The sequence below is a fragment of the Sphingobacterium sp. ML3W genome (assembly GCF_029542085.1).
In the GTDB taxonomy this organism is placed as follows: Bacteria; Bacteroidota; Bacteroidia; order Sphingobacteriales; family Sphingobacteriaceae; genus Sphingobacterium.
Map to the genome: position 1 here is coordinate 5,994,359 of NZ_CP107036.1, position 19,736 is coordinate 6,014,094.

Genomic DNA, 19,736 nt, shown 5'->3' on the forward strand with positions numbered 1-19,736 from the left:
ATTAAAGATAATAAATCTCGTTACATTCTTAAATTACGATATTTATATTTTGCTCATCAACCTGTTAAGATGGACTATTCATACTTGGAAAAATCTACGGCAAATATACAGCGATTGACTTGACTGCCATTCTGTGCCCCGGCATTGGGTTCAAATTCGGTCAGACTCCAGAGATAACCATAAGTTGCTTCATAATATAGGGATTCGGCACCATAGGGCCATCTGTAACGGACGGTGTCATCTGCGCCATCGCTGTAGCGTGCCAATCTTGCATTGGATCCGTAGGAATTGCTCGGAGATCCTGTGCAGGATAGCCATGTCCGGTTTCCTTTTCGGAATACCCCTTGGATTCCATGTGCATGATTATCAGTAAATAGGCTGTTTTTTGGTGTGACTGTAACAATCCCTGAATTTTGGAGCTTACCATCCGCATCAATGGGAAAGCCAAAAACTTGGGGTACGATTGCGGCATCAGCGCTGCCGGCATAGTATTGCCCAGTCCAAAATTGGGTTCCTTCATCATTGACTTGAATAGTTGAAAAGGGACTGGCATTATTGATCTTTTGATATCCTATTTGTGGTAGTATATACCGATAGTTGAATGCATATAAATTGCCATTGGCATCTTTTCCGCATTTTTCACTGGTATTATCACCCGTGTTGACTTCAATAATTTTATCAAGATCGAACACCCTGACGCCCAGATTTGTGCTACTCAGGTATATTTTCCCTTTGAAGTAGGCGATTCCACCGGCATGTACTTTAAGTGGAGCATAAGTGCCATATTGTGTATGGCTTGTCGTTCCGCTAGGAATATCGGGTTGAACCAGAAGGATATGGCGGTAGGTCAGATAGGTACTCGAACTTGGGCTAATGTCGATCAGGGTAATGCGGGAACCTTTGTGCTCAGCATTATTCCGAGCATACCAGCTGACCAAAAGATAACGGACTCCATCTTTTGTGAATCCGGCAATCCCTTGTGGCCGCCAGATGGATGTGGTTTCATCGTCACTATTCCACCGGATGCCCCGAACCCGATTTTCTTCGGGAATATTGAACCCATATACCTCGGTGTAAGCACTCCCACCAATGGCCTGACGGTTTTTGTTTACCTGGGAAGGATTTAGAAAACTGAATCCTGAATTGATATAGGTACTGGTATTGACATAATTGTTGACACTGACAGCTGCAGCAGTTGTGCTCGCTTTAAGTTTCGAAGTTGTTTCAGTTTGTATGGGCGCTGGAGCTATTTCATTTTTCTGACAGCCGCTTGTCACTGCAAGCATAAAAATCAATCCAAGTGTTTGTCTTTGAACCATCGTTGTAGGTTTATGTAATCGTATACAATCCGAATAGCAAATAGTTTGTATGCTAATTGCGAAACTAAATGATTCAACTATTATTTGGATAAACGTAATATTAAATCTGTATTACGTTTGTTGTCTTTTTGTTTATAGTCTTTATTTTATGAGCCTTAGTGTTCCAACCTTCTGTAAATGCGTAGCCCCCTATCACTGATATTATTTCATTAAACAAGATCAGTGATAGGGGGCTATATTTATCCGAAGCGCAACTTATTTTGAAGCCTCTGTTTTTTCTTTTTGGGATTCTTTGTATACTTTGCTATCCTCATCGTCCATGTCCATATCGAGGTCCTCCTCTTTGTATTTTCCCATTTTAAGTTGAAAATTATCGGCAGTACCGGTGATGCGCATCGGTATTCCGAAGATTCCAAATGGAGGCAGTCCAAGTCTGAACCCTAGATTCATCCGTCCATCTAATGTAACCTGGCCTTCAAATCGTGGTCTGAATCCCATCATCTTCATTTTGGTACGCTCGATGGTCATGACATTGTTCTTGATATGGGATTTGATGACGACTTTTTTCACTTCGCCGTCTTTCAGTTTTTCTTTTGAGGTGGATTCGCTGATGCCATTCAGTAATTTGAATCCCCTGAATTTAATCTGGTTCAATGTCAGGCTACCCTCACCGACTATGGAGGGCATGACAGGCTGCATATTACCATTTAATAAACCGCCTAATTTATAATCCAGTGATACAAGGCCATGTGCGTTTTTGGCGGCAGTGACCATCTCTCTGAACATTGGAATTTCTTTATAGGCACGTTGAATATCAAAGCTGTCCGCTTTTACAGCATAGTCGAATGTGGCTCTACGGGGATTTATTGGTCTATAACTTCCATTCATAGCTGCTTTTAATCCTGCGAGTTCAAATGTGGTGCTGTGGAGCTCCAGTTTACCTTCTTTGAAACGTAGATCTCCTTTGAAATCTTTGATGTTCATATTGTTGTAAGAAACATTGTTGACTAAGCCCAGTACCTGTACATCCAGATTTTTGGGCAAAAGGACTACACCAGACTCAGAAGAAGAGGGTGCTGCGGAAGGATTATCCGCAAAAACCATGAAATCGTCTACAGTGATTTTTTTACTATTGAGCGTGAACTGTCCTTGTAAAGCTGCATTGTTATTCGTTAGGTAGTTAATAATATTATTCATGTAACCTTTTATGGAGATCGAATTTCTACCATAGTTGACCAGGAATCTGTCAAAGTTCATTTTCTCCTGATGGAAACTAAAGTCACCACTCTTGATCGCAATAGGTTGAGGGAGTAGATCTGTCTGTACCTGGATCTTGCCGATGTTGATGCGTCCACTATTGTGGAGTCTGGCATAACGGCCACTTGTCGCATCGCTCTGGAGACCTTTGAGACTGAAATCTGTATGGATAAAACCATCGACGTTGGTTCCGTCCAAAGCAAAAAACTTATAGATAGGACCAAGGCTGAGTTTTCCTTTGGACTGAATATTATAGTTGATGTTATTGAAATTGCGCAGATCTGCATTCAGGAAAAATGGTTCCCCGGCGAAGGTAAATGAAACGGGGAGTATCTTGACGCTCAAATCACGTAAAGATCCTTTCTCGCTATTTACGAATGCTTCAATATGTATATTTTCCATGGGAATAGGATACTCCTTGGATTTGATAAACCCATCTTTCATCACAATGGAGGTATTGGTCTCTGGAAAAATATTCCGTTTGAGATCAACATAACCTTTTGCATTGAGGTTTACATCGATCAGCCCTGCCAGTTCGATATCTTTGATCGGGTAGAAGCTTTTGATATCGGCCAAATTGAATAAGGCTTTGAGATCAGACTGTACCGCAATTTTGTTGAAATCTGTTATCGAAACATAACCTTTAATATAGTTGCTGAGTGCTTGAATCGAGATATCGTGAATAGAAATGGACGCACTTTTCATTTTTCCATCCGGATCTTTTGCTTCAAGACGATAAGCGATCTTTTCAAGTCCTTTTGGGAGATCAGCTAGTTTGAAATGGCCGTCTGTTAGGGTGTTTTTAATATCAAATGTCGGTATGGAAGCAATATATTCCTCTTCGCGTTTTTGAAGTCCGACCTTGCGTGTTGCTTTGGCATAGGTTCCGTCGATCTTTGCGTCAAGATTCCATCGTCCGCCCAAAGTGAAACCCGGGAATTGTAAGGAAGAATAGAGTATGCCCAGGTCGAGGTCGCTTTTCATGTCAGCATGTACAGTCACAGGGTGCAGTCCTGCGATTTGTCCTTTTGCGTTGAAGTAACCTGATGCGACTTTAAAGTCAAATTGTTTCAGGTCAATCCGGAGCGAGTCGGGATTTAATGCCGGAAGATCAATCTTTAATTTTGCGTTCCAGTCAGTCAATGGATTATTGGATTGTTTATAGGCCATATATCCGTTGTTGATGGTCAATCCCAGGGATAAATCGGGCATCTCATTATTGTCAACAATATAGTCACCAACTAAATTCACAAATACTTCGGAAGTGCCCTTAACCGATAGATCTTTTATCCATGATGCATAACTATTGGGAACCAGTGACAACAATTCACTCAGGGTACTCTCCTGGGATTTTAACTTGAAGTCCAGGTGGTAACCGTGCGATATAAAGGATAATAAGCCCCGGAATCTTACTGGTAGTTGGTTAATCTTGATATCATTTCGTTCGAAGATAAATGATAAGTTATCGGTGTTGATACGCGTCAATAAGTTGGCATCAATTGATTTTTTGTCGACATAGAGTTCATTGTCAAAAGAAAAAGAAAAAGCGGCAATCTTGGCTCTGGTATTCAAATCAAAGATATTCGACATCAGATCACCTTTACCCTCGTAGTCCAGATCTTTTGCATCAATCCACAGTGGAATAGATTGGTCTTCGTAATGCAGATTGGTCTTTTCAAATTTAATCAGCTGAAAGGCCAGTGCACTGCTCTCGGAATTATCTTTTGCCTTCGTGGAATCTGTTGGTGTAGACTTGTATATGTTGTAGTTGGCGTTACCTAAGGAATCAACCAAAATATTGATCTTCCCCTGGTTAATGATAAACTTGTCAATAATGATTTTTGATTTGAGCAAGCTCATGAGGTCAATTCCAAAGCTTACTTGTTTGGCGGCAAGCAAGGTGTCTTTTTTGAATGGCTCAGAGCCCTTTAACAACACGTCATCCATCGACGCTGTCAATAGTGGGAATTGATCAAAGAAGGTCAATCTGACCTTTGTATAGTTGAGTTCCCCATTGATATGCTCGTTTGCCAACGACTTAACTTTGTCGTTTACTTCTTTTTCGAAGATGTAGGGAATGGATAATATACAAAGAATGAATAGTGCTATGAAGCTTACTAACCCGATAGAGATTCGTTTGGCAAGCTTTAGAAATGTTGCTTTTGACACAGTGTTGTTTTTTTGTGGCTACAAAAGTCCGAAAATTATTGCTAAAGTCCATTGATAGACTGATTTATTTTGATACTACTAAAGAAATATGTGATTTTTTATTGACAAATGAGTGGGCAAAGTCCTTTCTTATCAGGTAGTTTTGTATTGCTCGAAAATTTTCCTGTATTTTTGCAGGGTGAATTTTCGATTTAAAAATGCGGAACAGAAAAACAGTACCATCCTCATTTTCTGTTTGCTTTTGTTGCTGTTGATAGGTGGGGGGCTGCTCGGTATTATCCACCATAAAATAGATCGACTGAATAAAAGAATATTGGTAGATTTTGCCGATGAAAACATGTTGCTGGTGAATAAGCAGCTGGAATTGTTACAACAGGAGCTATACACGTCTGAGAAAAGATTGGTTGATGCCGTACCATCAGGGGATATCCGTCGCGATTCCTTACTTATCCTCATTCCGGCTAGTCACTTGGACCGTGTCGATAATAGGATGTGGATACTGCTTAAAACGCGTACAATACAACATCGTTTATACCATGTCTATGTCGATATTGAAAAATTAAATGCTTATTTCGCCAATCTCTATTTTGGAAGAAGGGCTTATTTTGAAATATATAGTGATAAGGGGATCTGCATTGTTTCACCTGAAAATCGAAAATGGGGGCGCCCGAAGGATAGTGATATTATTACACAGGGCAAGATCGTCAAGTCAGATTACCTAAAGCTGGATGTGATGGTTACTTCCTACCCCTGTTCCATTATTTTTGTGGGTGGTGAAATTCGGGTAAGCGTCTTGTTATTGACTATTGAGGAGGAAGTCCAGGAGGTGATGACCTATAGTATTTTACTTGGTGTTGGTTTGATGCTTGTAGCAATAGCACTTATCTATTTTAATGTGTTGGAGCGGCGCAAAATTCAGCAGCTCAAATTAATGGCTTTACAGCAGGAAAATGAATATACGCAGATGCGTCTAGTTCAATTGCGGCAACAGATCAATCCACATTTTTTGTTCAACACGTTTGGTTCACTTCAATATCTCATCGGTAAAGATAATGATCTGGCCAAGTCATTCGTTGGCAAGATGACAAAGGTCTATCGTAAAATGCTGCGTACGGACGAGTCGGACTGGTCTTCGCTACAAGAGGAACTGGAACTGGCAAAAGCTTATTTCTTTTTGCAGCAGGTGCGTTTTGGAATAGCGTTGAAGGATATGGAGATCTCCATTCCAATGGATGTGATGGGAGCGAAGCTACCACGTCTGGCCCTGCAGATGCTGGTTGAAAATGCGATCAAACATACACGGATTTCGACGGAAAATCCACTTCAGATCCATATTGTTTATCTATCGGATGCCAATATCATCAAAGTAAGCAACAATTGGCAGGCACGACAGGGGACGGAGGTGGAAGGTGAAGGATATGGGCTTAACTACTTGGTATCTATGTATGCCCACTATACGTTGGATGGCTTTGACTTTGGAACAGAAGAAGGATATTTTTTTGTCAACTTACCCTTGTTGGATCGTTAAAATAGCATAGGGACAAGTCTGTTAAGCACGTGTTCATAGTTTCGATGCACGTGTTCATACGTTAGAAATGCGGGCTCGTCCCTTTCGGGGTGATTCTGTACAATATTTTTAACAAATTTGGCTCCTGATCTAGGAATTTAATTGCAAGATTAACCTAATCTTATTCGGATGAAATGATCTTCAGCTCAATAGCGCTTGACAAGAGACCTATCATGAGTAGATGATCGCTTCGATGCCATTGAAAAACACACGGGGTGCAACAAATGCATGTATGCTATTGAAAAACAGCACTCAAAAATAATTATTCTAAATGAACAACACTTATACCAAGCTAGCCCTTAGCCTCTTGTTTTCAGCAGGCCTCATGCAATCTTGTTCTGTATTGCAAACTGTAGGTTTACGAAAAAAAGAGACTGTTACCTCTGCGAAAGATTCTACCGCCAAGAAAGATACGACGATTGCCTATGACAAACTGTTTAAAGACGCGCGCGTAGATAGCGGCATGTTTGGTGTGATCCGAAAGGAAAATAGTTATTACTTTGAAATTCCATTGAAAAAAATGGGACAGGACATTCTCCTGATCCAAAAATTGTCTTCCGTTCCTTTGGCGCTGAATGAGGCTGGTGTAAATAAGGGAATGAACTATGAAAATAAAGTCATTCGATTTACCCTGCGCAAAGAGAAGAAAGAAGTATGGGTTTCGGAGATTAAACCTCAGGTAGAAGTGCCTAAAGCTGATGCGATTGCCGCATCAGTCTACGATAATTATCGTCCTTCTTACATCGAATCGTTTAAAGTCGAGAGTTATTCAAAAGACTCAAGTGCTGTGGTGATCAAAGTCAATAAAGTGTTTGACGGATCGGAAAAGAGCTTTACAGATGTTTTCACCTCTTTGGGTTTAGGTACTTCTCCTAAAACCAGTATATCCGCGATCGAAGAAATTAAATCGTATTCCAATAATATTGTTGTGAAGTCGGTGTTGTCAACAAAAGTAACGGAAGGAAATGAATCGGTGCCGGTTTCATTAGAGGTTACAAGTAACCTTTATGAGCTGCCTGAAACGCCTATGGTGGCGCGTTTTGCGGATCCCCGTATTGGCTTTTTTACATCGCCACGTTGGTACTTTAACGACAAACAACAGGAACTGGATAAAAAAAATCTGGTTAACCGTTGGCGACTGGAACCGAAAGATGAGGACAAAGCTCGTTACCTGAAAGGTGAATTGGTAGAACCGAAGAAACCTATTGTTTTTTATCTGGATCCGGCCACGCCAAAACAATGGCGACAAGCCATCATCGATGGGGTTCATGACTGGCAGGAAGCATTTGAGGTAGCAGGTTTTAAAAACGCGATTTTGGCAAAACAACAACCGGATAGTATCAAATTTGATCCAGATGATGCAAATGTATCTTCTATTGTATACGCTGCGTCAGCGCAGGCCAATGCAATGGGACCATCTGTAGTGGATCCTCGCTCCGGAGAAATTTTGGAGGCGGATGTTATCTGGTGGCATAACGTGATGACGATCCTAAATAGCTGGATGCGGATACAAACAGGTATCGTGGATACTTCAGTGCGATCGAATGTATTCTCGGACGAAAAAATGGCCCATGCTATTCGTTTTGTTTCTTCGCATGAGATTGGACATACTTTGGGTCTGATGCACAATATGGGTTCGTCGGCAAGTTTTCCGGTAGATTCACTCCGTAGCAAAAGCTTTACCGCAAAAATGGGCGGTACGGCACCATCGATCATGGATTATGCGCGCTTCAACTACGTGGCGCAACCTGAAGATGGTGTTGAACAGATTACACCCGTGATCGGAACCTATGACAAATATGCTATTGGATGGGCTTACCGCTGGTACGGCAAGCCGCAGCCTTGGGATGAAATACCTTTGTTGCGGAAAGAAATTGATGCCCATGTACATGACCCGATTTATCATTACGGTGAACAACAAGATTCCAAAAATATTGTGGACCCAAGGGCACAATCCGAAGATCTGGGTGATGATGCAATGAAAGCTGGTGAATATGGGATGAAAAATTTGCGTCGCATGATGCCGAATATCATCAACTGGACCACAAATACGGGGGATGACTATTATCGTGCCGGTAAATTATACATGGGTGTCGTTGGTCAATGGTATGCTTACGCTGACCATGTGCTCAATAATATTGGTGGTATTTATCTTGAAAATGCTGTTTTGGGCGACCAAAAAAATGCATATAGCCCAGTACCCAAAGAGAAACAGGTAGCTGCGCTGGAATATTTAAAGAAAAATGTGTTTTATATGCCGGAGTGGTTATTTGTTCCGGAACTGATGGCGAAAACTTTCCCTTTAAGAGATTCACCTATGGGACCGTTTGAATATGCACCTTATAATCTACAGCGCGAATTTCAATATGCCATGCTCTACAAATTGGTCAACGATGAGCGTCTATTGCGTATGGTCGAAATGGAGAACCTCTTTGGCGACAAGAAGGCCTGGAGTGCACCTGCATTTTTGGCATCGGTACGCAAAGAGATTTTTGCAAAAACGCTCAGTGGACAGGCGTTGGATCTTAAAACACGCATGTTGCAACAGAATTACGTGGATGTACTGATGGTTTCTACGAATAAGTCCATGGAAAAATTAAATGCCAAGAAATTAGCAGGTGTCGAACAATTGATCGAAGGAACTCAGCCTAATTTGTGCTTGCATCCGCATCATACAGCTTCTGCTCAAACGGGTTTACGTAATGTACATGTAACGGGAATGATCCGTACATCGGATATGCTGACGTATAAACGTGCTGAATTGTATGAGATATACCAATTGTTGAAACAGAAACAACGGACTGGAGACGCCACAACAAAAGCACACTATATGGATCTGCAATTGCGTATTGCAAATACCCTAGAATTGAACTAATATATTAACATCTATTATATCAACATCTACCAAAATGAATAAGTTTTTAATACCGCTGACCTTCATGTGTGTGCAGATGGCACATGCACAGGAATCCAAGGAGCTGAAAGGAAAGGTACTGGATGCGGTCACATTAAAGCCAGTCGTGGGGGCGACGGTTGTAGTCGAAAGTTCGGCAGTAGCCGAAGACATCGGTGTACCCAATCAGGTGCAACAGTCTGCATTGGGTTCATTAACTGATGCATCAGGCGAATTTCGCCTAAAAATTCCGGGAAACTTAAAATACGTAACCATTAGTTATGTGGGATACCAACGTATTCAAGTACCGGTATTTCAGGATCACAAGACGATTTTGCTGCAACCGAGTGGTGAATCACTGGATGAAGTAATCGTAACAGGGTATACCGACATCAAAAAACGTAAAAATACAACAGCATATAATAAAATTAATGTCGCTGACATCAAGCAGACAGGTGTTGCATCTATTGATGAAATGCTGGCGGGGCAGGTGGCTGGTCTACAGTTGAGTAATTTTAACGGTGGCCCCAATAGTGCTCCGCAGATCCGTATCCGCGGTACGGTATCACTCAATGGTACACAGGATCCATTGTGGGTTATTGATGGATTACCCATAGAAGGGACAGAATTGCCGAATCGAATTGATAAGGATAACCTGAATAGTCTGAATAATCTTCCGATCGCAGGAATCAATCCCGATGATATTGCAGATATCACCGTATTAAAAGATGCAGCAGCAACTTCGATTTATGGTGCACGTGCTGCAAATGGTGTCATCGTTATTACAACAAAACGTGGTAAACCCGGACCGGCAAAATTGCAGGTCTCAGCGAATACCTTTGTGACGGAACGCCCTGATTTTAGTCATCTCAACCTGATGAATGCCAATGAGAAAGTAGACTTTGAGCTGCTGATGGCTAACCGGACCGATTTAAATTACCGGACGGACAAGGGAGCGGTGATGCGTATCCTGGACAAAGCAAACGCACTGGATGCTTATCGCTCCGGTGGATTAGCTGCTTTATCGCCAGAGATACAGCAATCCATCAATCAATTGCGTTTACAGCAAACGGACTGGGGAAAAGAACTTTATCGGCAGGCCCTAAACCAACAGTATTCAGCATCAATCTCCGGGGGAAATGATGGGCATCGTTACTACTTGTCAAGTGGATTTTACGATGAGAAAGGAGCAACAAAAGGAACGGATCTACGTCGTTATTCATTGACGCTAAATAATGATTTCAATATCAATGACCGGTTTAAAGCGGGAATCAATCTATTGGGGTCAGTTTCAAATAGACAGAATCCGATCCAGGATGATGACGCATTTACCAATCCAAGTAACTATATGCGCTTGGTCAATCCTTATTTGACCGTACGTGACCAATCGGGTAAGTATAATTATGATCCGGATATCGAAGGCTATGAAAAAGATACTTATATTCCTTTTAACGCCGTAGAAGAACGGGAAAATACCAGATATGCATTAACAAACAAAGCTTTAAAGGCCATTGGTTACCTGGAGTATACCATTATTCCGCAATTGTCTTTACGCAGCGAATTTGGCTTGCAGTTTGACGAAAATAGCACGGAAAGATTTGCCGATCAGGAAAGCTATAATACCCGTAAATTGCGCGCTGCAACAAGGTATTATGATTCGACAACGAAAACGTACAAATACTTTTTGCCAACAGGAGGTAAGATCGAAAATACAAACAACAGTGTCTTCCAATACAACTGGAAAACTTACCTCAAGTACGCTAAAACCTGGAATGATAAGCATGAGCTGGAACTGATGGGCGGAACAGAACTGCGTCGCAGTACAAATAAAATGACCGCGACCAAAGGTTTTGGATATAATCCGGCAACGTTGACAACACAGAATATTGTTTTTCCGAACAGCAACTATCAGGATGACGCTAGATTTGTGCAATATAAAAAAGGATTGATCGAAAACTCCTACGCCTCCTTCTACGGGAATGCGACCTATACATTTGACCGCAAGTACAATGTGTACGGTAGCATACGTTATGATGGGTCCAATATGTTCGGGGTAGATCCGAAGTATCGTTTCTTGCCGATCTGGTCTTTGTCTGGATCATGGAATGTGCTGGAGGAGGAATTCATCAAGGGAAAAACAGTCTTGTCTGATCTCCGTGTGCGTGCCTCGTATGGTATTCAGGGGAATGTGGATCGCAATACCTATCCGTTTATTGTTGGAAAGTACGAAAATTCGACTATACTTCCAGGTTATCCTGAAGGCTCAGTTGTGGTTGATATGCCTGCAAATGATAAATTACGCTGGGAACGCACAAAATCTTATAATGCGGGGATTGACTTAGGTCTATGGAAAAATCGACTGAATATCACGGTTGATTACTACAATAGAACAAGCACAGACCTTATTGCAAATAGCGCATTACCTATGGAAAATGGCTTCCAGGACGTTCAGGTCAACTGGGCTTCAGCGCGAAATCAGGGAGTGGAGTTGACGATCTCGAGCCGTCAGATTCAGACCGAAAAATTCTCCTGGTCGACGGATTTTAATATTGCACACAATAATAATAAATTATTGAAGGTCATGAATAATCCCAAAGCCTATGCGCCAGATACACAGGAAGGCCGTCCGATCAATGGGCTATATGTACTGGAAACGGCGGGATTGGATAAAGACGGTGTGATGCAGTTCAGAAATCAGGATGGATCAGTTTCGAGCTTTGAAGAATTTTACGGCTTATATGATCCTTGGGCAGATTTCTTGCCAGGATATATGTCTCAAACAGACATGACAGCTGCCACCTATCGTTCCAAATTTAAATATTTGGGCAGCAAGGATCCGAAGTTTATTGGTGGTATGACCAACCGTTTCCGGTATGCGAATTTTGATCTGGCAATTTCAGCTGTGTTCAATTTAGAGCGTTGGGTAAGCCGTACACCGACTTATAATCCAGCTAAAGTAGATCGTGGGCAAAATTATACGAAGGATCTGTTGGCGGCCCTACAGGGCAAAGCTGCGTTGCCGGCATTGGGAAGTATCAGTTCGGAATTAAATGAGCGTTGGATGGCCTATGGCTGGATGGAAAGCAATGACCCAATCAATTCATTTAATCAGTATGATATCTGGGCCAAGAAAATGAGTTATGTCCGTATTAATAGCATTCGTTTAGGTTATACGCTCCCGGCAGCGGTGAGTAAAAAAATTGGCGCAAGTAATTTGCGTTTCAACGTTGAAGGACGCAACCTATTTGTTTTCGGCGCGAATTACGAAGGATACTTTGACCCGGAGACCTACGGCGGCTATTATGCACAACCAATCAGCAAATCTTTTGCCTTTGGTCTTTCAGCAAGTTTTTAATTCTTTTAATTGACTATAACATGAGAAAAATAATTTATTTTGGAATGATCATGACTGCTAGTGCATTGACATCCTGCAATAAATATTTAGATATAAAACCTGTAGGTACTGTGATCCCAGCTTCGGAAAGTGATTTTAGAGGCTTAATGACAAGCAGCTATACTGGTTTCCCTGCCCATAAATCTTATCTGTCCTTACGTACGGATGAATTACTTCTGGACGAAAGTTCGACCGATGCGGCGAGGACCAAAGATATCTACCTGTGGAATGACCAGAATCCCGATCCAACAACTACCGCGTATCCTTATCTGGCTTTTTACAAGAGTATTTTTTATACCAATCAGATCATCAGTACCATCGATGAGAAATTGACAAGCAACGCAACGGTGGATCAGATTAAAGGGGAAGCCTATCTCATGCGCGCTTATGCACATTTTGAACTGTTAAATCTCTATAGCGAGGTCTATGCCGCAAGCAATGTGGGGCTCCGTGGTGTTCCGTTGTCCACGAAAATTGATCTGGAACAACGGTTTGTTCCTGCAACCCTAGGTGAATCGTATGCGCAGGTGTTATCAGATATGGAAAAGGGAACGGCACTGCTTACGGTAGAGGATCAGGCCAAGGGTGTCAATTACCGCTTTAGCAAACGTGGTGCTTACGCGATGGAATCGCGTCTCCATTTGTATCGTGGCGAATGGCAAGTGGCAGCTGAAGCTGCTCAAAAAGCGTTGGCGATAAATAATAAATTAGTTGACCTAAACGCTACAGGAAGTAAGTTGCCGAATGATTTTGAATCAGAAGAGACGATTATGGCGCTGGAGAAAGTATCCATTCCAGAAGTACGTTCAAGTTCATTTATTTCGCCCGCTTTATTATCGTCTTATTCAGAAGGTGATTTGAGAAAGGGTCGTTACTTCCAAAAAAGGGGTGCTGACTATGTTTCCCTTAAAGGTGGAGAAAACCGTTTCAACGTGAGCTTCAGAAATGCAGATCTTTATCTGACCGTGGCTGAATGTTATGCTCGTCTGGGCAATACAGCGGAAGCTTTAAAATATCTGACCGCACTAAAGAAAAACAGGTTTACGGTCGATGCTTACGCCAAAGAAACCAAAGCTGACGCGAGTTTGTCCAAAGAACAATTGCTGGATGCAGTGTTGCTTGAACGCAAACGTGAACTTGCGCTGGAGGGTTTACGTTGGTATGATTTAAAGCGTACGACAAGACCAGCCATAACACATACTAGTTTTGGGAGAACAATGACTTTGCAGCAAAACGATCCGCGGTATGTGATCCGTTATCCACAGGAAGCGATCAATAATAACCCCGATCTATTGAAATAAGGTCAATTTTTTTTAATCCTTTATATATTAATCCATTTTCTTTCTTAGGAAATGGATTTTTTATTACATTCAACCCATGGGATGGAATATATTGATTGTCGAAGACGAAGATTGGGCTTTTGTAGGCTTAAAGGAGATGTTGACAGACCTTTATGGGGACAGCACATTGACCTTTACCAATGCAAAGGAGATTCAAGAAGCGGTGAAGGCCATCAATAAACATCATTTTGACCTGATTTTTATGGATATCCATCTGATGGATGGACTGAGTTTCGAAATATTTAAGCAGGTGTCTATTGATGTACCACTTATTTTTACGACGGCTTACGAACAATATGCCTTGGAAGCTTTCCAGAATCAAGGTTATGCCTATCTGTTAAAACCTTTCGATAGCGAAGAGTTGGCACAAGCCATGAAACGTATCGAGCCGCTGTTGCCCAAAACAGAGTTGCGTCTAAAGCAGCGCTTTCTGGTGAAGTATGGCAACTTCTTAAAGTCCTTGGCGATTACTGATATTGCCTACTTTATGGCAGAAGATAAAGAACTGTATGCGGTGGAAAAAGAGTCAGGTGTAGCCTATATTATTGAAGATAGTCTTATCCACTTGGTGACTCAGGTAGATCCATTCGTTTTTTTTCAAATTAATCGGAAATTTCTTATTCGTGTTGATTCCATTCAGTCTATGTTAAAAATAAGTCGGAATAGAATTAAATTGGAACTAATTCCCCAAACTCCAAAGGGGATTGATGTTATAGTTAGCGAAGAGCGTTCTCCAAATTTTCAGCGTTGGCTGGATCAATAGCTGTTTGTTAGCTTGCTTACTATCAACTTATTGTCATGAGTTGTTTTTGTAATTGGTTGATTTTCATTAATTTATTTTTTTATAAAAATGTATAGTAAATTAGTATAGATTGTATTATATTTGCGATCTAATAAAATCTATCAATTTAGTAGATTTTTAAACACGGTAAGTTTTACCACCTTTTTTGGTAAAATAATTACATTTAATTTATTTATTTTCTATATATTTATTATACTTAACTCATTTATTAAATATCCTTCATATGCACTCAACATTCAAATACATTCCTATTGTAGCATTAGCGCTGTCTAGTGCCAGTATGAATAAACTGTATGCACAGCAACGTTCCATTCAGGGGAAAGTGACCGATGCCAATACCGGGCAGGTACTTCCTGGCGTTAGTGTGCGGGTATCTGATCAAAATAAATCGACGCTGACTAACGCTAACGGGGAGTTTACGATCAGTATCACAGGTAAAGATGACCCGTTCCTGGAGTTTTCTTTTATAGGCTACGAATCGCAACAACTGAGAGCCACGGGAAGTACAATCTCTTTGGCTTTGAAACCATCAAGTACAGATTTGGAAGAGGTGGTCGTAGTGGCGTATGGTACTTCTAAACGTACAAATATCACGGGGTCAGTAAGTACGGTCAGCAGTAAAGCAATAGAGAATAGACAGGTGTCAAGTATTTCGAAAGCGTTAGAGGGGCAAGTTCCGGGGTTGCAATCTGTTGCTTCATCTGGTCAGCCCGGAACAGATGCAACAATACGTATTCGTGGGATTGGTTCTATTAATGCATCAAGTTCACCACTGATTGTTTTGGATGGTAATCCTTACGCAGGGGATATCAATTCTATTAATCCGAACGATATTCAGTCCATATCGGTACTAAAGGATGCCGCTTCCAGTGCGCTTTATGGATCCAGAGGAGCGAATGGTGTAATTATTATTACAACCAAATCTGGTAAAACATCAGGTGATACAAAGATCAACCTCAATTTTACACAGGGTTATTCAGGTCGTGCTGTTAAGGATTATGAACAAGTAACGACAGACGAATACTTCCAGTTGTATTGGGAGGCATTGCGTAATAAAAATTTAAGCAATGGCTTGAATGCTGCGCAGGCTGCTACGAATGCAAGCAGGACTTTGCTGGTTGATTTGAAGAAAAATCCTTATGGTAGCCAATTTCCACAACCAGTGGGTGTGGATGGTAAGCTGGTTTCAGGTGCTAAAACCTTATGGGATGATCCCTGGAAAGATGTGTTGCAGCGAACTGGTGTACGTACACAAGGGGATTTGAGCTTTAGTGGTGGAAGTGAAAAAAGTACCTATTATATTTCGGGCGGATATCTTAATGATCAGGGCATGGCTATTGAATCGGGATTTAAACGATATAATTTGCGGGCGAATATCGATAGTAAAGTCAAGTCCTGGCTAAACGCCGGTGTTAATGTTGGCGGAAGTAGTACATTTCAAAAATATCCACAATCAGAAGATAGCAATACCGCTAATATCATTAATTTTTCACGGTTGGTTCCCTCTTTTTATCCCTATTATGAACGTAATGATGATGGATCTTATGTAGAGGAAAATGGGAAAAGAGTGTATGATTTTGGTGCGTATAGACCAAGTGCGGCTTCTCCCCGTAATAATTTAGCGGCAACTTTGCCCTTGGATAAAAATGATATTCGTAGAGAGAATATTTCGGCACGCGCGTATTTGGAAGCTTTGCTGACAACGAATCTGAAACTGAAATCTACATACAGTCTTGATTATATCAATTCCAATACGCATGACTATGAGAACCCTCTCTTGGGATTTAGCGCTGAAACCTTTGGTACAGTAGCACGGTCGAGTGTACGGACAGTGGGACAGACATGGAATAATATATTAACTTATGAAAAGCAATTTGGCTTGCATCATCTTAATGTATTAGCTGGGCAGGAATACTATGCTTTTAATAGTAGCAATATCAGTGGTAACCGGAGTTATTTTGTATTGCCGGGATTCTACGAACCGGTTGCTGCGTCGCAGCTTGATGGTTTTACAGGTTCGAGTGTTGATTATAAACTATTGAGCTTTCTGGGGCGCTTAGAATATAATTACGACAATAAATATTATTTCTCCGGATCATTACGGACAGATGGGTCATCCCGATTTAGCCCAGATAAACGCTGGGGAACATTTTGGTCCGTTGGTGGCTCTTGGAAATTGAAACAGGAAGATTTCTTAAAGGATAACAGTGTGCTTAGTCAGCTGACACTTCGGGCGAGTTATGGTGGCCAAGGAAATGATAATCTGGGAACTTATTTTGCGTACCAGGGGCTGTATACGATTGCCAATAGTCTTGGGAAAGGCGGTACATATACTGGTAGATTGGCTACTCCAGATTTAAAATGGGAAACTAATCTGAATTTAAATGTGGGTGTGGACGTTTCGGCTTTCCAGGACCGCGTCTCGTTAACAGTGGAGTATTTTGATAGAAGAAGTAAAGATTTGTTATTTACAATGCCAATGGCAGCATCTACCGGTTATATTGGTTATGATGCAAATATAGGAGCAGTGAAAAATACAGGTATCGACGTGGATATCCGTACTGTTCCTGTTAAAAATGATAATTTTAAATGGAATTTGGATATCAATTTCTCCCATTACAAAAACAAAATAACCTCTCTTCCTGATAATACCAAATCAATTATAAGTGGAACAAAAATTCTACGCGTTGGGGGCAGTGTATTTGATTTTTATATGCCAGAATGGGCAGGTGTGAATCCGGAAAATGGTTTGCCGCAGTGGTATATTGCTGATAAAGATGGAAATAATACGGGGCAGAAAACTTCCAAGTATAGTGATGCAGGTAGCTTTGTCGCAGGTAGTTCGCTTCCGGATCTTGTAGGCGGGGTGCAGAATAGTTTTACTTATAAGAATTTTGACCTGTCCGCGTTGCTTAGCTTTAGCCTTGGAGGACAAATACTGGATAATGATTATATTCAATTGATGCACAATGGTAATAATGTCGGTCGCGCCTGGTCAAAGGAGATATTGAACCGTTGGACACCTGAGAATACGCAGACAGATGTGCCTAAACTAACAACAGATGTCACTAACTGGACTTCGGCGTCTACACGCTTTTTGTATAGTGGAACCTATGCGCGGATTAAAAATGTGAGCTTGGGCTACAGTCTTCCTTCGACTTTATTGCAGCGTATCCATATCGATAAAATACGCGTTTTTGCTACAGCTGAGAATCTATTGACATTTTATGGACACAAGGGTATGGACCCTGAGCAGACAGTAAATGGTACGACATATTTCCGTTATCCGGCAATGCGTACAATTTCAGGTGGTGTACAGCTTGTGTTTTAAATCAGTCGAATATTTAAAGTAAATAATAATATGAAAATTACGAAAATAAAACTTATTTATATTCTTTTAGGGCTTTCCTCCGTCACTACTTCCTGTAAGGATAAACTAGATACTGTCCCTACGACATCAGTGACAGAAGAACAGATTTATAAAGATACACGTGGTGTTGCAACGGTTGTAAATGGTACCTGGAAATATTTAAATGATACCTATTTTACCTTTGCAAATCCAGGTTATACATCTGTAATGCGTACAAGTGATGCCATGGGAAGCGATGTGGCAGTGACAACCAAATACGGTTATCGCGACGCCTATGGTTTTACAGAGTTAGATAACCGCCGGTCTTACCGGGTATCATCTTTTTGGACCTTATTTTATAAAGTAATTGATAATACCAATAATGTAATCGCGAAAGTGGATGGGGTAACTGGCGATATCGCGGATAAAAACTTTCTGAAAGGACAGGCAAAAGCATTGCGTGCATTTATTTATCTTAATCTGGCTTCATTCTATCAATTTAGCTATTTAAAAGACAAGAATGCGAAGGCTGTCCCGATTTATATCGAACCTAGCACCCTGCAAACGAAAGGTAAACCAAGAGCTAGTTTAGAGGAGTTGTACCAGCTTATTGTGAAAGATCTAAAAGATAGCGAAGTTTTATTGGCATCGGCAACTAAAGTGGAAAAATATCAGATTAGTATAGATGTTGTTTATGGTCTTCTCGCCAGGACATATCTACAGATCGGGGAATGGAAATTAGCTGCCGAATATGCAACTAAAGCGGGAGCTGCGCATAATCTAATGAGCGCTTCGGATTATCAGGCTGGGTTTAATGACGCACAAAATTCAGAATGGCTCTGGGGACATCTGCAAACTACTGAGCAGAATACAGCTAGTTATACGTTTCATTATATAGATGTTTCTTCTTCAGCCTCTTATTATTATAGTTTTATGGCTGATCCATATTTTAAGGATCTATTTGATAAAGATGATGTCCGCTATGCCTTGTTTGAATGGGATGGTTTAAAAGGCCGTGAAGGATTTTTGCGCTACAAGAAGTTTAAAATGAAGACGAATCAAATAGGGGATATTGTGTATATGCGTTCGGCTGAAATGTTGCTGATTGCAGCAGAGGCTTATGCACGTGCAGGTGAGGTTGATAAAGCAGTAGCTGCGCTGAATAAATTGCGAAAGGCACGTAACGCCAAGTTATTTGAAGGGAGAGATGGTGCAACACTAATTGCAGAAATTCTAGTAGAACGTAGAAAAGAGCTTTGGGGCGAGGGGTTTGCATTATCTGATATTATTCGTACCCAAGGTAAGGTTACACGAAAGGCTTTTTTAAATGATAAAGGAGAACCGATACAGGTGCAGGTTGTTGACGAAGAAGGGAAAACAAAATTGGTCGATGGACAAGGCCATCGGGTGATCAAATTCTCTGACGGTTCTAACTTTGTGAATAATAGTCCATATTATCTATTTGCTATTCCCAATACAGAATACGAACAGAATCCAAATTTGTAAGAAGTTAACTCATTGTTGGATTATTCATAAAAAAACAGGCATATAAAGATATGCCTGTTTTTTTATGAATAAATTTCGGAGTATCTATTTGGAGCCGTTATAGAAGCGTTTTGTTCTTTTACAAATAGTAAAGTCCTTTG

At 41.0% G+C, this 19,736-nt stretch carries 9 protein-coding genes; 7 read left to right on the forward strand and 2 right to left on the reverse strand.

Annotated features, from left to right (window positions below; translation table 11 throughout):
• Positions 1-74: 74 nt before the first annotated feature.
• Both OGI71_RS24830 and OGI71_RS24835 read right to left on the reverse strand, forming a co-directional pair.
• Positions 75-1,319 (reverse strand): hypothetical protein, encoded by a 1,245-nt coding sequence (locus tag OGI71_RS24830; RefSeq protein ID WP_282252782.1) that lies wholly within the window; start codon positions 1,317-1,319, stop codon positions 75-77.
• A gap of 255 nt (positions 1,320-1,574) precedes the next feature.
• Positions 1,575-4,745: an AsmA-like C-terminal region-containing protein gene (locus OGI71_RS24835; protein WP_282252783.1), complete on the reverse strand. Its 3,171-nt coding sequence runs from the start codon at positions 4,743-4,745 to the stop codon at positions 1,575-1,577.
• 178 nt (positions 4,746-4,923) lie between these two features.
• Here OGI71_RS24835 and OGI71_RS24840 point away from each other — a divergent pair, with 178 nt between their 5' ends.
• The 7 genes from OGI71_RS24840 (at position 4,924) to OGI71_RS24870 (ending at position 19,596) form a co-directional block, all read left to right on the forward strand.
• Positions 4,924-6,273: a histidine kinase gene (locus tag OGI71_RS24840; protein ID WP_282252784.1), complete on the forward strand. Its 1,350-nt coding sequence runs from the start codon at positions 4,924-4,926 to the stop codon at positions 6,271-6,273.
• 310 nt (positions 6,274-6,583) lie between these two features.
• Positions 6,584-9,187 (forward strand): zinc-dependent metalloprotease, encoded by a 2,604-nt coding sequence (locus tag OGI71_RS24845; RefSeq protein WP_282252785.1) that lies wholly within the window; start codon positions 6,584-6,586, stop codon positions 9,185-9,187.
• A 34-nt stretch (positions 9,188-9,221) separates the two neighbouring features.
• Positions 9,222-12,560: a SusC/RagA family TonB-linked outer membrane protein gene (locus OGI71_RS24850; RefSeq protein WP_282252786.1), complete on the forward strand. Its 3,339-nt coding sequence runs from the start codon at positions 9,222-9,224 to the stop codon at positions 12,558-12,560.
• A gap of 20 nt (positions 12,561-12,580) precedes the next feature.
• Complete coding sequence (locus tag OGI71_RS24855; RefSeq protein ID WP_282252787.1) at positions 12,581-13,900, forward strand: RagB/SusD family nutrient uptake outer membrane protein; 1,320 nt, start codon at positions 12,581-12,583, stop codon at positions 13,898-13,900.
• 76 nt (positions 13,901-13,976) lie between these two features.
• A complete protein-coding gene (locus OGI71_RS24860) occupies positions 13,977-14,702 on the forward strand; it encodes a response regulator transcription factor (RefSeq protein ID WP_282252788.1) in 726 nt (241 codons plus the stop codon).
• A gap of 262 nt (positions 14,703-14,964) precedes the next feature.
• Positions 14,965-18,072, forward strand: coding sequence for a TonB-dependent receptor (locus OGI71_RS24865; RefSeq protein ID WP_282252789.1), 3,108 nt, complete (start codon positions 14,965-14,967; stop codon positions 18,070-18,072).
• 30 nt (positions 18,073-18,102) lie between these two features.
• Positions 18,103-19,596 (forward strand): RagB/SusD family nutrient uptake outer membrane protein, encoded by a 1,494-nt coding sequence (locus OGI71_RS24870; RefSeq protein ID WP_282252790.1) that lies wholly within the window; start codon positions 18,103-18,105, stop codon positions 19,594-19,596.
• Positions 19,597-19,736: the final 140 nt, after the last annotated feature.

Excerpts from the sequence above, each read along its gene's own strand:
- OGI71_RS24845 (WP_282252785.1), top strand. The coding sequence starts at position 6,584 with ATGAACAACACTTATACCAAGCTAGCCCTTAGCCTCTTGTTTTCAGCA.
- OGI71_RS24870 (WP_282252790.1), top strand. The coding sequence starts at position 18,103 with ATGAAAATTACGAAAATAAAACTTATTTATATTCTTTTAGGGCTTTCC.
- OGI71_RS24850 (WP_282252786.1), top strand. The coding sequence starts at position 9,222 with ATGAATAAGTTTTTAATACCGCTGACCTTCATGTGTGTGCAGATGGCA.
- OGI71_RS24830 (WP_282252782.1), bottom strand. The coding sequence starts at position 1,319 with ATGGTTCAAAGACAAACACTTGGATTGATTTTTATGCTTGCAGTGACA.
- OGI71_RS24855 (WP_282252787.1), top strand. The coding sequence starts at position 12,581 with ATGAGAAAAATAATTTATTTTGGAATGATCATGACTGCTAGTGCATTG.
- OGI71_RS24860 (WP_282252788.1), top strand. The coding sequence starts at position 13,977 with ATGGGATGGAATATATTGATTGTCGAAGACGAAGATTGGGCTTTTGTA.
- OGI71_RS24865 (WP_282252789.1), top strand. The coding sequence starts at position 14,965 with ATGCACTCAACATTCAAATACATTCCTATTGTAGCATTAGCGCTGTCT.